Source organism: Bacillus sp. AFS002410 (assembly GCF_002556365.1).
GTDB lineage: Bacteria > Bacillota > Bacilli > Bacillales > Bacillaceae_G > Gottfriedia.
This window is the reverse complement of the sequence record NZ_NUEU01000019.1, coordinates 100,452-118,139: the sequence shown is the minus strand read 5'-3', so window position 1 is coordinate 118,139 and position 17,688 is coordinate 100,452. Positions and strand designations below refer to the sequence as shown.

At 33.4% G+C, this 17,688-nt stretch carries 16 protein-coding genes and 1 other annotated feature; of the genes, 11 read left to right on the top strand and 5 right to left on the bottom strand.

Annotated elements, in window-relative coordinates:
• Nucleotides 1–502 precede the first annotated feature (502 nt).
• From CN692_RS12790 to CN692_RS12780, 3 genes are all read right to left on the bottom strand, one after another.
• Nucleotides 503–982 (bottom strand): hypothetical protein, encoded by a 480-nt coding sequence (locus CN692_RS12790; RefSeq protein ID WP_098119549.1) that lies wholly within the window; start codon nucleotides 980–982, stop codon nucleotides 503–505.
• A gap of 673 nt (nucleotides 983–1,655) precedes the next feature.
• Nucleotides 1,656–2,231, bottom strand: coding sequence for a class I SAM-dependent methyltransferase (locus CN692_RS12785; protein WP_098119548.1), 576 nt, complete (start codon nucleotides 2,229–2,231; stop codon nucleotides 1,656–1,658).
• The gene (locus tag CN692_RS12780; RefSeq protein ID WP_098119547.1) at nucleotides 2,228–3,190 is read right to left on the bottom strand and encodes a TIGR01212 family radical SAM protein; all 963 of its coding nucleotides are present in this window, start codon (nucleotides 3,188–3,190) and stop codon (nucleotides 2,228–2,230) included. The genes CN692_RS12785 and CN692_RS12780 overlap by 4 nt, the downstream gene beginning before the upstream one ends.
• Nucleotides 3,191–3,376: 186 nt before the next feature.
• On the opposite strand from CN692_RS12780, the gene CN692_RS12775 reads away from it, so the two are divergent.
• The 6 genes from CN692_RS12775 (at nucleotide 3,377) to CN692_RS12750 (ending at nucleotide 9,464) form a co-directional block, all read left to right on the top strand.
• On the top strand, nucleotides 3,377–3,646 hold the full coding sequence (locus CN692_RS12775; RefSeq protein WP_257131640.1) for a YtzC family protein: 270 nt from the start codon (nucleotides 3,377–3,379) through the stop codon (nucleotides 3,644–3,646).
• Nucleotides 3,647–3,660: 14 nt separating this feature from the next.
• The gene (locus CN692_RS12770) at nucleotides 3,661–3,858 is read left to right on the top strand and encodes a glycogen biosynthesis protein GlgD (RefSeq protein WP_098119546.1); all 198 of its coding nucleotides are present in this window, start codon (nucleotides 3,661–3,663) and stop codon (nucleotides 3,856–3,858) included.
• 240 nt (nucleotides 3,859–4,098) lie between these two features.
• Nucleotides 4,099–5,298, top strand: coding sequence for an MDR family MFS transporter (locus tag CN692_RS12765; RefSeq protein ID WP_098119545.1), 1,200 nt, complete (start codon nucleotides 4,099–4,101; stop codon nucleotides 5,296–5,298).
• Nucleotides 5,299–5,363: 65 nt separating this feature from the next.
• Nucleotides 5,364–5,580 (top strand) — a binding site (T-box leader).
• 76 nt (nucleotides 5,581–5,656) lie between these two features.
• The gene (leuS, locus tag CN692_RS12760; protein ID WP_098119544.1) at nucleotides 5,657–8,074 is read left to right on the top strand and encodes a leucine--tRNA ligase; all 2,418 of its coding nucleotides are present in this window, start codon (nucleotides 5,657–5,659) and stop codon (nucleotides 8,072–8,074) included.
• 688 nt (nucleotides 8,075–8,762) lie between these two features.
• Nucleotides 8,763–9,059, top strand: a complete 297-nt coding sequence (locus CN692_RS12755; RefSeq protein ID WP_098119543.1) for a rhodanese-like domain-containing protein — start codon at nucleotides 8,763–8,765, stop codon at nucleotides 9,057–9,059.
• Between the two features lie 189 nt (nucleotides 9,060–9,248).
• On the top strand, nucleotides 9,249–9,464 hold the full coding sequence (locus CN692_RS12750) for a DUF2553 family protein (RefSeq protein ID WP_179865476.1): 216 nt from the start codon (nucleotides 9,249–9,251) through the stop codon (nucleotides 9,462–9,464).
• A 232-nt stretch (nucleotides 9,465–9,696) separates the two neighbouring features.
• Here the strand turns inward: CN692_RS12750 and CN692_RS12745 are convergent, their stop codons facing one another.
• On the bottom strand, nucleotides 9,697–10,968 hold the full coding sequence (locus tag CN692_RS12745; protein WP_098119541.1) for an NAD(P)/FAD-dependent oxidoreductase: 1,272 nt from the start codon (nucleotides 10,966–10,968) through the stop codon (nucleotides 9,697–9,699).
• Nucleotides 10,969–11,189: 221 nt separating this feature from the next.
• Between CN692_RS12745 and CN692_RS12740 the strand changes: the two genes are divergently transcribed.
• Together CN692_RS12740 and CN692_RS12735 are read left to right on the top strand one after the other, a co-directional pair.
• The gene (locus tag CN692_RS12740) at nucleotides 11,190–12,809 is read left to right on the top strand and encodes a putative polysaccharide biosynthesis protein (protein ID WP_098119540.1); all 1,620 of its coding nucleotides are present in this window, start codon (nucleotides 11,190–11,192) and stop codon (nucleotides 12,807–12,809) included.
• 171 nt (nucleotides 12,810–12,980) lie between these two features.
• Nucleotides 12,981–13,703 (top strand): pseudouridine synthase, encoded by a 723-nt coding sequence (locus tag CN692_RS12735; RefSeq protein ID WP_098119539.1) that lies wholly within the window; start codon nucleotides 12,981–12,983, stop codon nucleotides 13,701–13,703.
• A 143-nt stretch (nucleotides 13,704–13,846) separates the two neighbouring features.
• On the opposite strand, the gene CN692_RS12730 is transcribed toward CN692_RS12735, so the two are convergent.
• A complete protein-coding gene (locus CN692_RS12730; protein WP_056473526.1) occupies nucleotides 13,847–14,047 on the bottom strand; it encodes a DeoR family transcriptional regulator in 201 nt (66 codons plus the stop codon).
• A 306-nt stretch (nucleotides 14,048–14,353) separates the two neighbouring features.
• Here CN692_RS12730 and pepV point away from each other — a divergent pair, with 306 nt between their 5' ends.
• From pepV to thpR, 3 genes are all read left to right on the top strand, one after another.
• On the top strand, nucleotides 14,354–15,757 hold the full coding sequence (gene pepV, locus CN692_RS12725; protein ID WP_098119538.1) for a dipeptidase PepV: 1,404 nt from the start codon (nucleotides 14,354–14,356) through the stop codon (nucleotides 15,755–15,757).
• A gap of 69 nt (nucleotides 15,758–15,826) precedes the next feature.
• A complete protein-coding gene (locus tag CN692_RS12720) occupies nucleotides 15,827–17,014 on the top strand; it encodes an MFS transporter (protein ID WP_179874432.1) in 1,188 nt (395 codons plus the stop codon).
• 1 nt (nucleotide 17,015) lies between these two features.
• A complete protein-coding gene (thpR, locus tag CN692_RS12715; protein ID WP_179865478.1) occupies nucleotides 17,016–17,567 on the top strand; it encodes an RNA 2',3'-cyclic phosphodiesterase in 552 nt (183 codons plus the stop codon).
• Nucleotides 17,568–17,688: the final 121 nt, after the last annotated feature.

The window sequence follows — 17,688 nt, the reverse complement described above, 5'->3', positions numbered from 1 at the left end:
ACCCATAACGTCATCTGATTTACTTGTGAAGATTCCGTATGAAATCCTCTAAATAATGAAATTAGATAAAAAACTGACCAGTAATTGATTATAGCGATTAATCCTATTAATAATAATACCAAATTCGAATTTCGAACAATGAATTGAAATGTATTCCGAAATATTTTATTTAAATTGTTTAGATTTGTAGTCAACTCCTCACGCCCCTGAGTTGGATGATATCTTTCAACTACTTTGTGGTCTGGCTTAACACATTTTTTCTTTACATAATATTCAGTTGTTGTCTTTAATAAGCCGTAAATAGATAATTATTAATAATTTTTTGTTAATAAAGCTTAGATTCGTCATAAATTTTATGTTTTAGAATAAAAAACTTGATGAAACAAATATTGAATCTTTTAGTAAAGAGAAGGTTTCGAGGAGGGAATAGAGCATAAAAGTGCAGTTAAAAGGGTGCCATATAAGTAAATAGACTTAAATGGCACCCTGATATAAATTTTAATTAGTTAGCTGGTTTAATTTGAGAAAATAAATCTTGATGAACTCTCTTCATTTCTTCAAAGAATTGCTCACGTTTAATATTATTATTATCTAATATATCCTTAAACGAATTAGTTTTATCTTTTTGAGCGATGATATTTTCCAATGGTTTATTTGAAAGTTTTGCTACAACTGCTATAAAAATTAATTTTTTCATTTCTAGTTTATGTTGCTCAACTGCTTTATTAATATTAGCTTCAGGTTGTTTTATATAGTTAGAAACATATTTAACAACCTCTTTTTTGTGGTTTTCTAACATTTTATTTGCTTTTTTATTGTGGTGATGGTGGTGTCTATGGTGTTCACCATCATTTGTTGTAGCATCATGGTCATGTTGTGGATGAACATAATAATTTGCTGCCTCAATTTTTTGGGCATTTACAGAAAGTGTACTAAGTGCGAAAACACTAACTACTGCACCTGTAAAAATAGCTTTTTTCATTTTCAAAACTCCTTTTCTTTTTGATTTTTTTATGGTTACCAATTATTCAAGAAAAATTTACCATTAATGAAAATTTATTGAAATCTTAATCAAATTTTAATGTTGCTTGCATGGAGTATGAACTGTTTTTACTGTGGTTAGTAATTTGCGTTAATAAAGAACTTGTAAATTAATCAATAATTTTTTTTTCATGTAAAGGAAGCTGTATGTTGTTGATTTCCACTGCAGGATTCTCGCTTTCCATGGGGCGAGACCTGAGCCTCCTCGGCTTGCCTGCGGGGTCTCAGCCTTCCCGCTTATCCCATAGGAGTCGAAAATCCTTCCGTTCCAATCAACTTCTTCTAAATAAAAAAGCAAGCAATAAAGAATCTTACTAATTCCCTATTAAAAAAGAAATTAAATCTTCTTTTATTTTGCTAATATCCGTAATTCCTCTACTTATAAACTAATAAGTGAATTGGTGCTTTCTAAACAATTAGCATCTCGATAATTTATATTCTGAAAAAGTGCCATTACTAAAGTTAGTTGGTATTTCATAAACAAATTATCTATTAGAACAAATAAATAACATATTAATAAGAAACCAACAAATATATCGCTTAGAAGCATTTTAACTTTTAATTATTTTATATTTCAACAATCTAAAAAACCTGTCTAATGTTAGACAGGCTTTTTAACCCCTTTTCTCGATTGCTAATATGAAAGGGGGATTATTTGCTTGGTTTATAAACCGATAAGTTAATACATGTGCAAGGTCTTGTGGGATGTTTTGAGCAAAATTCATCAATGCATCTTTTTCAATATCTCCACCTTCATGACCGTGATAAATGACAACTACAACAATTCCTTCAGGTGCCATTATTTCAATCAATTGTTCAATTGCTGAAATTGTTGACGCGGGTACTGTTACGATCTGTTTATCACTGCCCGGTAAGTAGCCAAGATTAAAAATTGCACCTTTTAACTTGCCGTGTAATGAAACTGGAATTACATCTTTTATATCCGCGTGACTTCTTTGTACAAGTGTAACTTGTTTGCTTACATTTTCATTGGCTATTCTTTCAGTTGTCTTTTGGATTGCTTCATCTTGAATATCGAATCCATATACATGTCCATTTTCGCCAACTATTTTTGCTAAAAAAACGGTATCATGTCCATTACCAACTGTAGCATCAACGGTAATATCGCCTTCTTTTACGGCTGACTGTAGGAGTTTTCTAGCATACGGTAAAATACGCTCTAGAATCATGTTAATTGTACTCGATTTTTTGCAAATTTACCTTGCCAGCTATTTCTACGTTCGAACTCTCGATCAATTGCATTCAATACTTCCCATTTTTTTAGGCTCCACATAGGTCCAATTAGTAAGTCTGGTGGACCGTCACCTGTTATACGATGAACAATTACATCATTTGGAATGATTTCAAGCTGATCGACTACTAAGTTAATATAAGCATCAAAATCCATGAATTCAACAAGTCCTTTTTCATACTGCTTCATCATAGCAGTACCTTTTAGAAGGTGGAGTAAATGAATTTTAATTCCTTGAATATCAAGTTTAGCAACTTCCATTGCAGTTTCCATCATCATTTCCGGTGTTTCAAGAGGTAACCCGTTAATTATATGTGAACAAATACGAATATTGTGCTTTCTTAGCTTTTCAACGCCTTCTACATATGTTTTATAATCGTGTGCACGATTAATAATATTTGCAGTTTTCTCATGAACAGTCTGTAATCCTAATTCAACCCATAAGTAAGTTCGTTTATTTAAATCCGCAAGATATTCTACAACATCATCCGGTAAGCAATCTGGTCTTGTTGCAATTGATAAACCAACAACACCTTCTTGTTCTAAAATAGGCTCGAACTTTTGCTTTAATACTTCTACTGGTGCATGTGTATTTGTATAGGCTTGAAAATAACCTAAGTACTGTCCATTTTGCCATTTCTCATGCATTTTATCTTTTATTTTGTGAAACTGAGTTACAACATCCTCAGCACGGTCACCAGCAAAATCACCTGAACCAGAAGCGCTACAAAAAGTACATCCTCCAAACGCAACCGTACCATCTCGATTAGGACAATCAAATCCAGCATCAATTGAAACTTTAAAAACCTTCCCGCCGAATTCTTGTCTTAAGTGGTAATTCCACGAATGATATCTTTTATGATCTATTGTATATGGAAAAGGATTGTTTTTCGTCATTCCTCATCCCTCCCTTAATTTAAGTCACTATTCTCGATTTTATCATGCTATATAAAGAAAACCAAATGGAAAAACCTTTCTTATTTGTAAAGAAATAAAAGTACTTTCAGGTGAAGGTTCGGAAATACTATCCTTGAGGTAGCCTACATATCGGATACTTCATTAAAGTCTGAAGGAGGTATTTTCTTGGGAATAACAGATCGCGCATTCGGACAAGACCAAGTACAAAAAGCAAAAGAGGCGTATGATTACGCAGTAGCACAATTAGAAATTGGTATGAGACAAGAGCATTATAATGATATTGAATATTCACAAGCACAAGCTGGGATTGAAGAAGCACTTATGGAACTAGAAAAAGTTGCAAATCTTGCAAATGCTGAAAATAAGGATGAGTTCTATCGCTTACGCAGACAATTAACACAATTACAACATCAAATGATTATTACTCCGCACTAAAGGAGATCAAAAATATGCAAGAATACGTTCAAGAATATGCAATCCTTGGGAGGAAACCAAAAGTGGTAAAGAAGAAATCAAAAAGTAATAATCCTGAACAAACAACAAAGAACAAAACAAATACAGAATTCTCGAATGAACTTTCAGCAGTAGATCAAGTAAAAATGAACAACGCTAAAAAAGGTCAACCACAGAGATCCCAGCAGGGCTAAGCGTGTATTAAAGGTAAAGGGAATAAGACGAGTAAGAAAAGAGGGTGTGCCAAAATTGGCACATCTTTCTTTTTTGAATAGGCCTTTTATAGTACTTTTTCTATAATTTCTTTGCCATTTTCTTTTACCAATTTCTACACTTGAAGCATGCCTCTTGAAACTAGGTAGATTCTCCTCTACAATTAATGAGTTAACGAGATAAAAATAGATAAAAAGGGACAGCTTTGAGGGGAGTATGGGATGCCAAAAAAACTATGGTTTTTGTTAATCGGTATGATTTTAAATGTAACAGGTAATTCATTTTTATGGCCATTCAATGTAGTATATATCCATACGTATTTAGGAAAGTCCTTGTCTGTTGCAGGGCTTATTTTAATGTTTAATTCATTGGCTGGTGTATTTGGAAATATGCTCGGTGGCTGGCTATTTGATAAACTTGGGGGATATAGGTCAATCCTAACTGGTATTAGTATTACATTTTTGTCGATCTTAGGTTTGGTTATTAATCATTCTTGGACATTTTATAGTTGTTTCTTTGTAGTATTAGGGTTTGGAGTTGGAATTGTATTTCCTTCAATGTACGCGATGGTTGGAGCAGCATGGCCAGAAGGTGGTCGTAAAGCTTTTAATGCAATCTATGTAGCTCAAAATCTTGGTGTTGCGATTGGGACGGCTTTAGGTGGAATGGTTGCAGACTTTAATATTAATTATATTTTCTCCGCTAATTTGCTATTATATATTGTTTTCTTTCTAGTCGCTTTATTTGGATTTAGAGATATTGGAGTTCCTAAAGTCGTAAATGAAATCCAAGTTGCTCAGTCTGAAAAACAAAAATTTTCATTTACTCCTTCAGTGAAGGCTTTAATGATTGTTTGTTGTGCGTACGTATTATGTTGGTTAGTTTATGTTCAATGGCAAACTACTATTGCTTCTGAAATGCAAAACCTACACATAGGATTAAAGAAATATAGTCTGTTATGGACTATAAATGGCGCGCTTATTGTTGTAGCTCAACCAATTATTTCAAGTGCTATTCGTAAATATAAGTTAAGTATGAGAAAGCAAATGCTATTTGGGATTGGATTCTTTATTGCATCAACGATTTTTGTGAGTACAGCTCATCAGTTCTCAATGTTTATAACTGGTATGATTATTTTAACAATTGGGGAAATGTTTGTTTGGCCAGCGGTTCCAACGATCGCTAATATGCTTGCACCAAAAGATCGTGTTGGAATGTATCAAGGGATTGTGAATAGCGCAGCAACTGTAGGGAGAATGTTAGGACCTGTAATAGGTGGAGCAGTTGTTGATACATTTAATATGAGAGTATTATTTATTGTATTAGTTGTCTTTTTAGGTATTAGTATGATTTTCTCTGTTCTTTATGAAAGACTAGCAAAAAAGGTAGTAAAAGCTGAAAATCAAACTTTTGCTTCTTAAAAATAGGCGATGTATAATTGACCTTTTTCTTTGGTTATAATAAAATGGTATAAATTAAATCTAAATGATCGGCAATGATTGGGAATAGTAGTGAATGTGAAGAGGTTTAGAGAGTTGACGGCTGGTGAAAGTCAATCCATTCTATTCATGAACTCGCCCATAAGCCACATTTGTGAACGGTTATTACCTAGTAATAAATGTCGTGTTCCACGTTACGGAAACAAGTGAATGTATTTTTACATTAATTTGGGTGGTACCGCGGGAAATCCTCTCGTCCCTTTTGGGATGGGGGGATTTTTTTATTTTTTAAAGCGCGAGCCACAGCCGAGCCATTTATATGAAATAAGGAGGCTATAATATGAGTTTTAATCATCGTTCTATTGAACAAAAATGGCAATCGTATTGGTTAGAAAATAAAACGTTTAAAACAACTGACGATACAAGCAAGCCGAAATTTTATGCACTTGATATGTTCCCTTATCCATCTGGAGCGGGATTACATGTTGGTCATCCTGAAGGTTATACTGCTACTGATATTCTTTCAAGAATGAAAAGAATGCAAGGCTATAATGTACTTCATCCAATGGGTTGGGATGCGTTTGGTCTACCTGCAGAGCAATACGCTTTAGATACAGGTAATGATCCAGCTGAGTTTACTGAAAAGAATATTAATACGTTCCGTAACCAAATTCAGGCACTAGGATTCTCATATGATTGGGATCGTGAAATTAATACAACTGATCCTAACTATTACAAATGGACTCAATGGATTTTCCTAAGAATGGTTGAAAAAGGATTAGCTTATGTTGATGAAATTCCAGTTAACTGGTGTCCAGCACTTGGTACAGTTTTAGCGAACGAAGAAGTAATCAATGGAAGAAGTGAGCGCGGGGGACATCCGGTTGAGCGTCGTCCAATGAAACAATGGATCTTAAAAATCACAGCATATGCTGACCGTTTATTAGAAGATCTAGAAGAATTAGATTGGCCTGAAAGCTTAAAAGAAATGCAACGTAACTGGATTGGACGTTCTGAAGGTGCTGAAGTTTACTTTAATATTGATGGATTCGATGAAAAAGTAACTGTATTTACAACTCGTCCTGATACATTATTCGGTGCAACTTATGTTGTATTAGCTCCAGAACATGATTTAGTAAGTAAAATTACTACAGCTGATCAAAAAGAAGCTGTTGAAGCATATATCGATTCAGTTAAATCGAAAAGTGATTTAGAGCGTACTGATTTAGCGAAAGATAAATCAGGTGTATTCACAGGTGCTTATGCAGTTAATCCTGTAAATAACGAAAAGCTTCCAATTTGGATTGCTGATTATGTACTTGCAAGCTATGGAACTGGTGCAGTTATGGCAGTACCTGCACATGACGAGCGCGATCACGAATTCGCAGTTAAATTTGAATTACCAATCGTTGAAGTTGTTGAAGGTGGAGACGTTCAAAAAGAAGCTTACGCTGGCGATGGTAAACATGTTAACTCTGATTTCTTAAATGGATTAAATAAAGAAGAAGCACTTACAAAAGTGATCGAATGGTTAGATTCTTCAAAAGCAGGGGAGAAAAAAGTTACGTATCGTCTACGTGATTGGTTATTCTCTCGTCAAAGATATTGGGGAGAACCAATTCCAGTAATTTTCTGGGAAGATGGTACGATGACAGTTGTTCCTGATGAGGAGCTACCATTAATTCTTCCGCAAACTGAAGACATCCGTCCAAGTGGTACTGGTGAGTCACCATTAGCAAATATTGCTGATTGGGTTAATGTAGTAGATCCAGTAACAGGTAAAAAAGGAAGACGTGAAACAAATACAATGCCACAATGGGGCGGAAGCTGCTGGTATTACTTACGTTATATTGATCCAACTAATAACGAAGCAATCGCAGATACTGAATTACTAAAGCATTGGCTACCAGTTGATGTATATATTGGTGGAGCAGAGCATGCAGTTCTTCACTTACTTTACGCTCGTTTCTGGCATAAATTCCTTTACGATTTAGGAGTAGTTCCTACTAAAGAGCCATTCCAAAAACTTTTCAACCAAGGAATGATCTTAGGGGAAAATAATGAAAAAATGTCTAAGTCAAAAGGGAATGTTGTAAATCCTGATGACATCGTAGCGAGCCATGGTGCCGATACTTTACGCTTATACGAAATGTTCATGGGCCCATTAGATGCATCAATCGCTTGGTCAGAAAATGGATTAGATGGTTCTCGTCGTTTCTTAGACCGAGTATGGCGTTTATTTATCACGGATAACGAAGAGCTATCAGATAAAATCGTTGAAGGTGTAACTTCAAGCAGTCTTGATAAAACATACCACCAAACAGTGAAGAAAGTAACAGAGGACTTTGAAGGCCTACGCTTTAATACTGCCATTTCTCAAATGATGGTATTTATCAATGAAGCATATAAAGCTGAACAATTACCAAAAGAAATGGTTGAAGGTTTCGCTAAACTATTAGCACCAGTAGCTCCGCATATTGGTGAAGAACTTTGGAGTAAATTAGGTCATAATGATTCAATTTCATATGCTACATGGCCAGCATACGATGAAGCTAAGCTTGTAGAAGATGAAATTGAAATCGTAGTACAAATTAATGGTAAAGTAAAAGCAAAATTACTTGTTGCAAAAGATGCTTCTCGTGAGCAAATGGAGCAAATTGCATTATCAGATGATGCAGTTAAGGAACAAGTTGAAGGAAAAACTGTTCGAAAAATTATTGCTGTACCAGGTAAATTAGTTAATATTGTTGCTAACTAAATAAAACAAAATGTGAGGGTCCCAAAAGTATAACTTTCTATAGGGACCCTCTATTTTTGTAGATAAAAATTGAAAAGCTACTTTTAAAATGGAGTAGAGCATCGTAAATCAAGGGGAGAATCGTAAATAAAATTAGGAAATCGCAATTAAATTAGTGGAATCGCAATTAAAAGTGGAATCGCAAATAAATTAGGGGAATCGCAATAAAAAAGTGGAATCGCAAATAAATTAGGGGAATCGCAAATAGAAAGTGGAATCGCAAATAAAATTAGAAAATCGCAAGTAAAAAAGTGGAATCGCAAATAAAATTAGGAAATCGCAATTAAATCTAGCATAATCGCAAATAAAATGAAAAATTACCCATACCCGTTGAGGTATTACCATACAAAAATAGTCTAGATGGAACTTTCTTCAACTGAAAAATTATAATTAACGATATTACTGTCTCAAATGTTACAAAATAAGATTAAAATTAGCTATTTATTAATAAAATAGGCTTCAATTGAAAGAACTCTGTTAAGATACCCCCTACAATTGGGGATTCTAAAAGCATTTGTGATCTGTAAGAAGGGTTTGAACAAAGTCTTGCAAATTACGCCTTTTCTACAGGGTTTTCCAATTAGACGTACTTTTTGCATAGATTTTAATTAGTTGTTAAGATGTTGCTATATAGAGAGGATGTGCAATTATGAATTCAATTACAGCAAATGAAGTTAAAGAGCGTTTAGACGCAGGTGAAACGCTATTTTTAGTAGATGTACGTGAGGATTATGAGGTTGAGTACGGTAAAATTCCGGAAGCAGTACATATACCAATGGGGCAAATTCCTAGTAAATTAGATGTTTTTAATAAAGAGTTTGAATACATTTTCATTTGTAAGGCAGGCGTTCGTAGTGAGAATGTTTGTGAGTATTTAAATGAGCTAGGTTATAAGGCGACTAATATGGAAGGCGGTATGATGGCCTGGGAAGGCGAAGTTGAATAAATAATTTTTTTACTTTGTCTACTGCACTAAAATCCAACGATTTCGTTGGTTTTTTTTATTTGTCATGATTAAATGGGCTAATGTTTTTTTGAGTTAGGTATATTAACCATGTAGTTGTGACATATATTAAAGTAGAACCTCATATATTTTTTCATTGAGGCCTTGCTTGTTAGAAAGGAGGGGGTTGATTTGCCTAAAACATTGAAAATTGATATTACTGATAAAGTAATAGGTAAATTTAAAGATGGGCATATGGAATTGTATTCATCAAAGTATTTAATAGGTAAGTTTTTCTTTAAAGATTTAAACCAAACTTTTCAATTGGCAGATGGTTATGTTGAAGAGGATGGGCGATTTTATTTATTAGTGAATTTGCATCACGAACAATCGAGTGCTCGCCTTTGACCTTAAATTAGGGACGGTGGATTTGTGCCAAAGAAAAATATATTAGACGAAAAGCATAAGAAAAATTTAGAAAAACAGTTCGATCGCTTTTTGAATAAGGGCATGATCATTCGTTTTAGAAATAACAGATTTGTATTTAATAAGTTTATTAATAAACAAATCTTATGCTTTTCTATATGTAATGAAAATAGGACCTAGCGAAAAAAAGTATTCGTTCGGTCCTTTGTTTATATTAGAAAATTGTTTTTGAATACTCGGCAGCTGAAGCTCCTGCTAGTCTACCCGTTACAAACGCAGCAGTAATGTTGTATCCTCCAGTATATCCATGAACATCTAGAATTTCGCCACAAAAATATAGGCCGTTCATGATTTTAGATGACATTTCTTTTGGATGTATTTCCTTTGTAGAGACTCCTCCGCCTGTCACGAATGCTTTCTCAATTGAAAGAGTTCCGTTTACTGCAAATGTAAAGCTTTTAAATGATTGGACAAGCTCTCTTAATTTTATAGCGGCAATTTCATTACAAGGAGTGGCTTCATCAATACCACATTTTGATAGTAAAAATAATAAATATCTTTCAGGAACAAATCCTTTTAGTACATTTTTAATGGATTTTTTAGGTTCCTCTTTTAAGATATAGTTCATTTCTTGAAAAAGTGTTTCTTCATTTTGGTCAGGGAAACAATCAATTGCCATCATGACATTTTTTGTTTTAAATTTTTGTTGGACTTTATATACAAATTGGCTACATCTTAAAGCAGCAGGGCCAGAAATTCCAAAATGAGTAAATAGCATGTCCATTTTATGTGCTATAACTTTTTTACCTTTTGGGTTCAGTACACTTAATTCGATATCTCTTAAAGCAAGACCTTGTAATGATTTATTTTGAATAAAGTCTTCGCTTGAAGTGATTGGTACTTCTGTTGGAAATAGTTCTGTAATTGTATGCCCAGCTTTTTTTGCCCATGCATAACCATCGCCTGTTGAACCTGTATGAGGTACAGATTTACCGCCAACTGCAAGAACAACACTTTTTGTGTGTATAACAGTTTGGTCATCAAGTAAGATGCCGACTACTTTTCCTTCTTCATAGAGTACTTCTTTCACTTTTCGATTAATTTGTATATCGACATGATGTTTTTTTAGCTTTTGAATTAATGCATTTAATACTGATTTTGAATCATTCGAAACAGGAAACATTCTTCCGTGATCTTCTTCTTTTAAAGCGACCCCCATTTTTTCGAAAAACTGTATGATATCCTCGTTATTATAAATAGAGAATGCGCTATATAAAAAACGGCCATTTCCAGGTATATGTTTAATAACTTCTTCTACAGGTAATCGATTCGTTACATTACAGCGTCCACCACCTGAAATAAGTAGTTTTTGTCCTAATTTATTTCCTTTTTCAAGTAAAAGTACTTTAGCTTTGTTTTCAGCAGCGCTAATTGCAGCCATCAGACCAGAAGTTCCGCCACCTATTACTATTACATCATAATTCATTATTTCACTACTTTCGTTAATTTTTGGATCCATTATTTGTATGAGCAAGAGAGATCTAAAAGGATATAATATCCATTTTTTGATTTTCCTGCTTTATCTGTTTTTAAATTTTAACATTATTTCATGTATGCTCCAACTTGTTACTAATTTTTAATTTTTTCTTTTTATATGATATGGTAAGATAGATTAGTTGGTTTGATCGAAATAGTAGGAGGCAGTTTATGTCAGATTCAAAATTGCTACGTGGTACCTTCATATTAACTGCTGGTACATTTTTTATAAAATTTCTTGGAATGATTTATACATTCCCTTTCTATGCGTTAGTTGGTTCAAAAGGGTCTGCATTATATAATTATGGTTACGTTCCATATACATTATTTATCAGTATAGCTACTGCAGGTGTTCCGTTAGCTGTAGCAAAGTTCGTTTCCAAATACAATGCAATCGAAGAATATGAAACAAGTAGGAGGCTGTTTCATGCAAGTCAGTTGCTCCTAATTTGTACAGGTATTCTGTCATTTTTAACACTGTATATTATTGCACCTTATATAGCACCGCTTATGATTCCAACAGATTCGAAAGGTAATAGTGTAGAAGATGTAGTATCAGTTATGAGAATAGTTAGTACTGCATTAATTTTAGTACCTTCTCAAAGTTTATATAGGGGTTTTTTCCAGGGACATCAATCAACAGGTCCAACTACTGTTTCTCAGTTAATTGAACAAATTGTTCGTATTGTATTTACTTTAATTGGAAGTTATTTAATCCTAAAAGTATTTGGTGGAACAATAACTCAAGCAGTTGGTTTATCAACATTTGCAGCTACGATCGGTGCTGTAGGTGGAATTTTAAACTTACTTTGGTATTGGAAAAAACGAAAAGTACATTTAGATGAACTTCTCCCGAAATCAAAAGGATTAATTTATCCGACTAAAATGGTAATGTTTAAAGAATTATTTTCATATTCAATTCCGTATGTATTTGTTGGACTTGCAATCCCGTTATATCAATTAGTTGATCAATTTACTTACAATAGGGCAATGGAAGCCATTGGATTAAAAGATATTGCAGAGAATACTTATGTAATGTTTTCATACACGAGTCACAAACTAGTTATGATTCCAGTTTCTCTAGCAACAGCATTCGGTTTAACACTTGTACCTGCAATCACTGAAGCTTTCGTAAATAACAATCATAAAAAACTACAAAGTCAAATTACCCAAACCTACCAGGTTGTGTTTTTCTTAACTCTCCCTGCTGTAGTAGGTATTTCGGTATTGGCTGAACCAATTTATAGTGCTTTTTATCAAAAAAGTACACTTGGTGGAAGTATTTTAGGTTTTTATGCGCCAGTAGCATTACTTTACTCACTTTTCACAGTAAATGTGGCAATATTACAAGGTTTAGATAAACAAAAATATGCGATTATTGGATTAGTTGGCGGAGTAATTATTAAAATAGTGTTGAATGTACCACTAATTTATGCATTTAAGACATATGGTGCAGTATTAGCGACAGCATTAGGCTATTCATTTTCAATCGTATATAATTTCTATTATATCCGTAAACACGCAAATTTCTCATTCAATAGAGTGTTTAGACGAATATTCTTTATGATTATTTTATCTTTACTAATGGCTGCAGCAGTTTTTGGCGTTGAATATTTATTAGGCTTCTTTTGGACTTATAAAGATGGTCGAATTATTTCAATGTTCCTAATTATCATCGGTGCAGTGATCGGAGCGGTAGTTTATCTAGGAGTTGCATATAAATTTAATTTATTTGAAATTATATTAGGTACTCGCTTGCAGAATCGTTTTAAGTTCGGAAAAAGAGGATAAAACATATGGTGAACCGTCTTTTAGGAGTGGTTCACCTTTTTTACACATTAAGAAAGAATAAATTAACGGCAGATGAATAGTAATAGGTGCATCAAAGCTTTCGTCGTTGCCAAAGTCTTGCCAATCGGCGGGATTCTTTAATTTTTAATTAGAAAGAAAAGGTGTTAGTTAATGAGAATTGATAAAATTTTATCCAATATGGGATATGGAAGTAGGAAAGAAGTTAAATCTTTACTAAAACAAGGTGTTGTAAAAGTAGGGGACAATATTGTCAAAAGCCCAAAAGAGCATGTAGATATTGAACAACAAGTAGTAACGGTAAACGGTGAAGTAGTAGAGTATAAAGAATTTGTGTATTTAATGATGAACAAGCCTCCAGGTGTTATATCTGCTACAGAAGATTCAGAACATGAAACAGTTATCGGATTATTAGAATATGAAGATATAATTTTCGAACCATTTCCAGTTGGTCGTTTAGATAAGGATACAGAAGGTTTGTTATTAATAACGAATGATGGTCATTTGGCGCATCAACTACTTTCTCCAAAAAAACATGTACCAAAGAAGTATTACGCAACGATTGATGGAATTGTAACGGAAGACGACATTAAAGCATTTGAAAAAGGTGTAACTTTAGAAGATGGTTATTTGACGAAACCAGGTTATTTAACAATTCTTAAATCTGACGCGGAATCAGAAATAGAATTAATTATTATGGAGGGTAAGTTCCATCAAGTAAAAAGAATGTTTGAAGCAGTCGGAAAGACAGTTACTTATTTAAAAAGACTTGAGATGGGTCCTTTAAAATTAGATGAGGAATTAGAGTTAGGTGAATATAGAGAATTAACTGATGAAGAGATCGACATGTTAAAGTCTGTTAACGAAGAAAAATAATAGATGTAGGGAATGTGAGCTTTGATTTTTACATTTCCTAAATTTGTGAATAAGAATTAATGTAATGAAGACGAGAGCCAAAAGAAAAACAAAAACCCTTGATAAGACGTCAGACAAGACATCATGGGTTTTTGTTTTTCTTTTTAAGAAGAAGCTTTTACTTTTTTCCCTGTTACGGCCCATTTTCCCCTACTTGGACTATAAACTAGATTATTAAACTCTAAAATGTTTAAATCTCGTTGGATTGTTCTAGGTGTTATACCAAACTCCTCCACTAGGTCTTTTGTAGAAACGGTGCCATTTTCGCTAATATACATGTAAATGGCTTTAATTCGAGTCAGCATTCGAGAAGTTCCAGAATTCAAAAAACCACTCCTTTACCTACCGCATTGTTTCATAACAGGTTAGTTAAGTATTTTACTAGAAAGCTTATATTTTCATTTTACTCTTTTTCGGTAGTTTCATAACGAAATTTATGAAAATAATACAAAAATTTAATGAAAATTTGCGCAAACGTAATCATTTTGCAAGTTTAAGGTAATATATTCTACAAAGAGTGTCATATTCCTTCTTTTTTCGTTCCATTTATGAATAAATTATGTTTAAATTTTAAAAGATGTTAAACTATTTATATTAAAGGAGGTATTTCTATGACACAAATTAATTGGATGGAAGAAGTTTTAAAACGTAAAGAAGACTACCTTAAGCAAACGATTGAGCTTCTGAATATTGAAAGTGTATATGATGAGTCAACAATTTCAAAAGAAGCACCGATGGGCAAAGGGATTAATGAAGCACTTACATACATGTTAAATTTAGGTGAAAAAGACGGTTTTATTCCAAAAAATGTTGATGGATTTGCTGGCCACTTGGAAATGGGAAGCGGTGAAGAATTAGTAGGTATTCTTTGCCATTTGGATGTAGTACCTGCTGGTGATGGTTGGTCTCATGATCCATTTGATGCAATTATTAAAGATGGAAATATTTATGCACGAGGTGCAATTGACGATAAAGGTCCTACAATGGCTGCATATTATGCGATGAAGATTGTAAAAGAATTAGGGCTTCCTATTAATAAACGTGTACGAATGATTCTTGGAACAGATGAAGAAAGTCAATGGCGTTGTGTAGACCATTACTTTGAAAATGAAGAAATGCCAACGATGGGCTTTGCTCCAGATGCAGATTTCCCGATTATTTACGCTGAAAAGGGAATATTAGATATTAACTTCAACCAAGTACAATTATCTGAAGATAATGAGAGTGAGTATAAATTAGTATCATTCTCTTCAGGTAGAAGAGTAAACATGGTACCTGATCATGCAAAAGCAATCGTTTCAGGACCAAGCTTTGATCAAGAAGCTTTTACAAAACACATTAGTGAATTAGGTTGCAAAGCTCAAATATCTGAGGAAAACGGCAACCAAGTTTTAGTTGTAGAAGGCGTTTCAGTTCATGGCATGGAGCCAGATAAAGGTAAAAATGCTGGTATTGCATTAGCAAGCTTCTTAAACCAATTTGGTTTTAATGTAAATGCTGATCGTTTCTTAAACTTTATCGTTGAAAACTTCAAAGGTGATTCACGTGGTAAAAACATGGGTGTTGCGTTTAATGATGATATTACTGGTGATTTAACAATTAATTTAGGGATCATGCAATATGAAGAAAATAAAGGTGGTACATTTGGTTTAACTTTACGTTACCCAGTGACAACTAATATTGACTTTGTTATTTCAACACTTACTGAACGTGGAAATAAGTTTAGCTTTGAATATAATGAAATTAAAAATTCAACCCCTCACCATGTACCAAAGGATCATCCTTTAATTCAAACTTTACAAAAAGTATATGAAGAGCAAACAGGTGAAGAAGCGACATTATTAACAATCGGTGGAGGTACATATGCACGCTCATTAAGCGCAGGCGTAGCTTTCGGACCGTTATTCTTAGGTAAACCAGAAGTAGCTCATCAAAAAGATGAATATGCTGAAATTGATGATTTATTAAAAGCGATTGCAATTTATGCTCAGGCGATTGCTGAATTAGTTAAATAAAATAGTAAAAGTAAGGGGAGAAAAATTCCTCCCCTTTTTTATGTAGGTTTTTAGGAGTTGAAGATTATTTTGAACACAGTACAAGCACGTAAAAATAGCATCTTACTAATTTTTAAGGGCTATTATTTTTGTTTATTTTTTGCAATAGGATCGCTAGGACCGTTACTTTCTTCATACTTTAAAAATGTGTTGGATTTGTCAACTTCACAAATTGGCATCTTAATGTCTCTTACGCCGATCGTTGCAATTTTTTCACAGCCTCTATGGGGAATGCTTAGTGACATGACGCTAAATCCTAAAAAAATGTTGCTTATAGCGCAAGTCTCCACAATTGTAATTGCACTTTTCTATTCTACAATCACTTCGTATGGCATGCTTTTATTTGTTGTCGTCTTGTTATCAATGACACAAAGTGCTTTAATTCCTCTTTCAGATAGTATTGCACTGAATTATGTCCAAAAAATTGGTGGGAATTACGGAGCTATTCGATTATATGGCTCAATTGGATTTGCTATTGCTGTGTTAGTTTCAGGAAGATTAGCTGAGTTATTTGGTTTAGCAATTATATTTTTCATATTTGCATTTTGTGTTTTAGTTGGTTTAGGCATTTCAATCTTTATTCCAAATGCTACGACCTTTAGTAAAAGGGAGCCAATCTTAAAGGGTGTCCCAATTTTGCTATCTAATAAAAGATTTTTGCTATTTTTAATTTGTGCCTTTTTAGTTTTTGGACCAATTAGTGCAAATAATACTTACTTCGGTTTATATATTCAATCCTTAGGTGGAACATTAACAGGTATTGGTATTGCTTTTCTAATTTCTGCAGGAAGCGAAGCGCCTTTTTTACAAGTAGCTAAACGATTAATTAATCGTTTTGGGATATATAATATATTAATTGCAACCGCTTTAGTATCGGCTTTAAGATGGTATTTTTATTTTACAAATCCTCCGATGCCTATCTTATTTTTATCTTGTCTTACACAAGGATTATCAGTTGGATTATTTATTCCTGCGGCTCTCCAATTTGTAAGAGAACAAGCACCAGATTCTTTAAAGGCAACAGCCGTTACAATTTATTCTGGTTTAGGCTTAGGAATGGGAGAATGGTTCTGTACTTTTGTAAGTGGGTTTATATCAGAGGCATTTTCAATTAAAGCAATTTATATTTTATTTGGAACGCTTAGTATAGTTGCAGTTGGTATCATGCAATACTTAAAAAAGGATTCAAATATTAATCATAAAAAGGAGATTGCATGAGTTGAGTGAACATTATTTTCTTGCTGTTCCTTTGCCAATACAAATTAAAGAAAAATTAGATGATTTTTCACAAAAGTGGGTCGGAAAATTACCATTTAAAAAATGGACTTTTAAAGATGATTTTCATATTACTTTATCATTTTTAGGCCCAGTTACATATACCAAAAGTGTAGAACTAATGGATCAATTAAAAGAAGAGCTTGATGATTTCAAAAGCTTTAGCTTGACCGTCCAACATTTAGGGATATTTGGGAATGACGCAAAGCCACGTGTATGGTGGTTTGGTCTTGAAAATAGCATTGAATTAATCAATCTACAACATAGAATAAGTAATATATGTGAAAAAATTGGATTTTCAGTTGAAAAACGTTCTTATAATCCGCATATTACAATCGCAAAAAAATATAATGATATATTCGATAAAGAATTTAAGGTCCCATTTACCTGGGAGGAAGACCCACTAAAATTTGAAGCGGATGAAATCATTTTATATAAGATTCAACCTTCTAAGAAACCAAGTTATCAAAGTGTAGCGTCAATTAAATTGAAGTGAACAAATTGGCAAAATCTTGGGGGAATTGGTGAAATAAGACTAAGATCTTGCTTCGTTAATTGATGGATTTGAATCCATTTTACCTATTTGTGAATATACTAATCATATCGATGGAAATAAC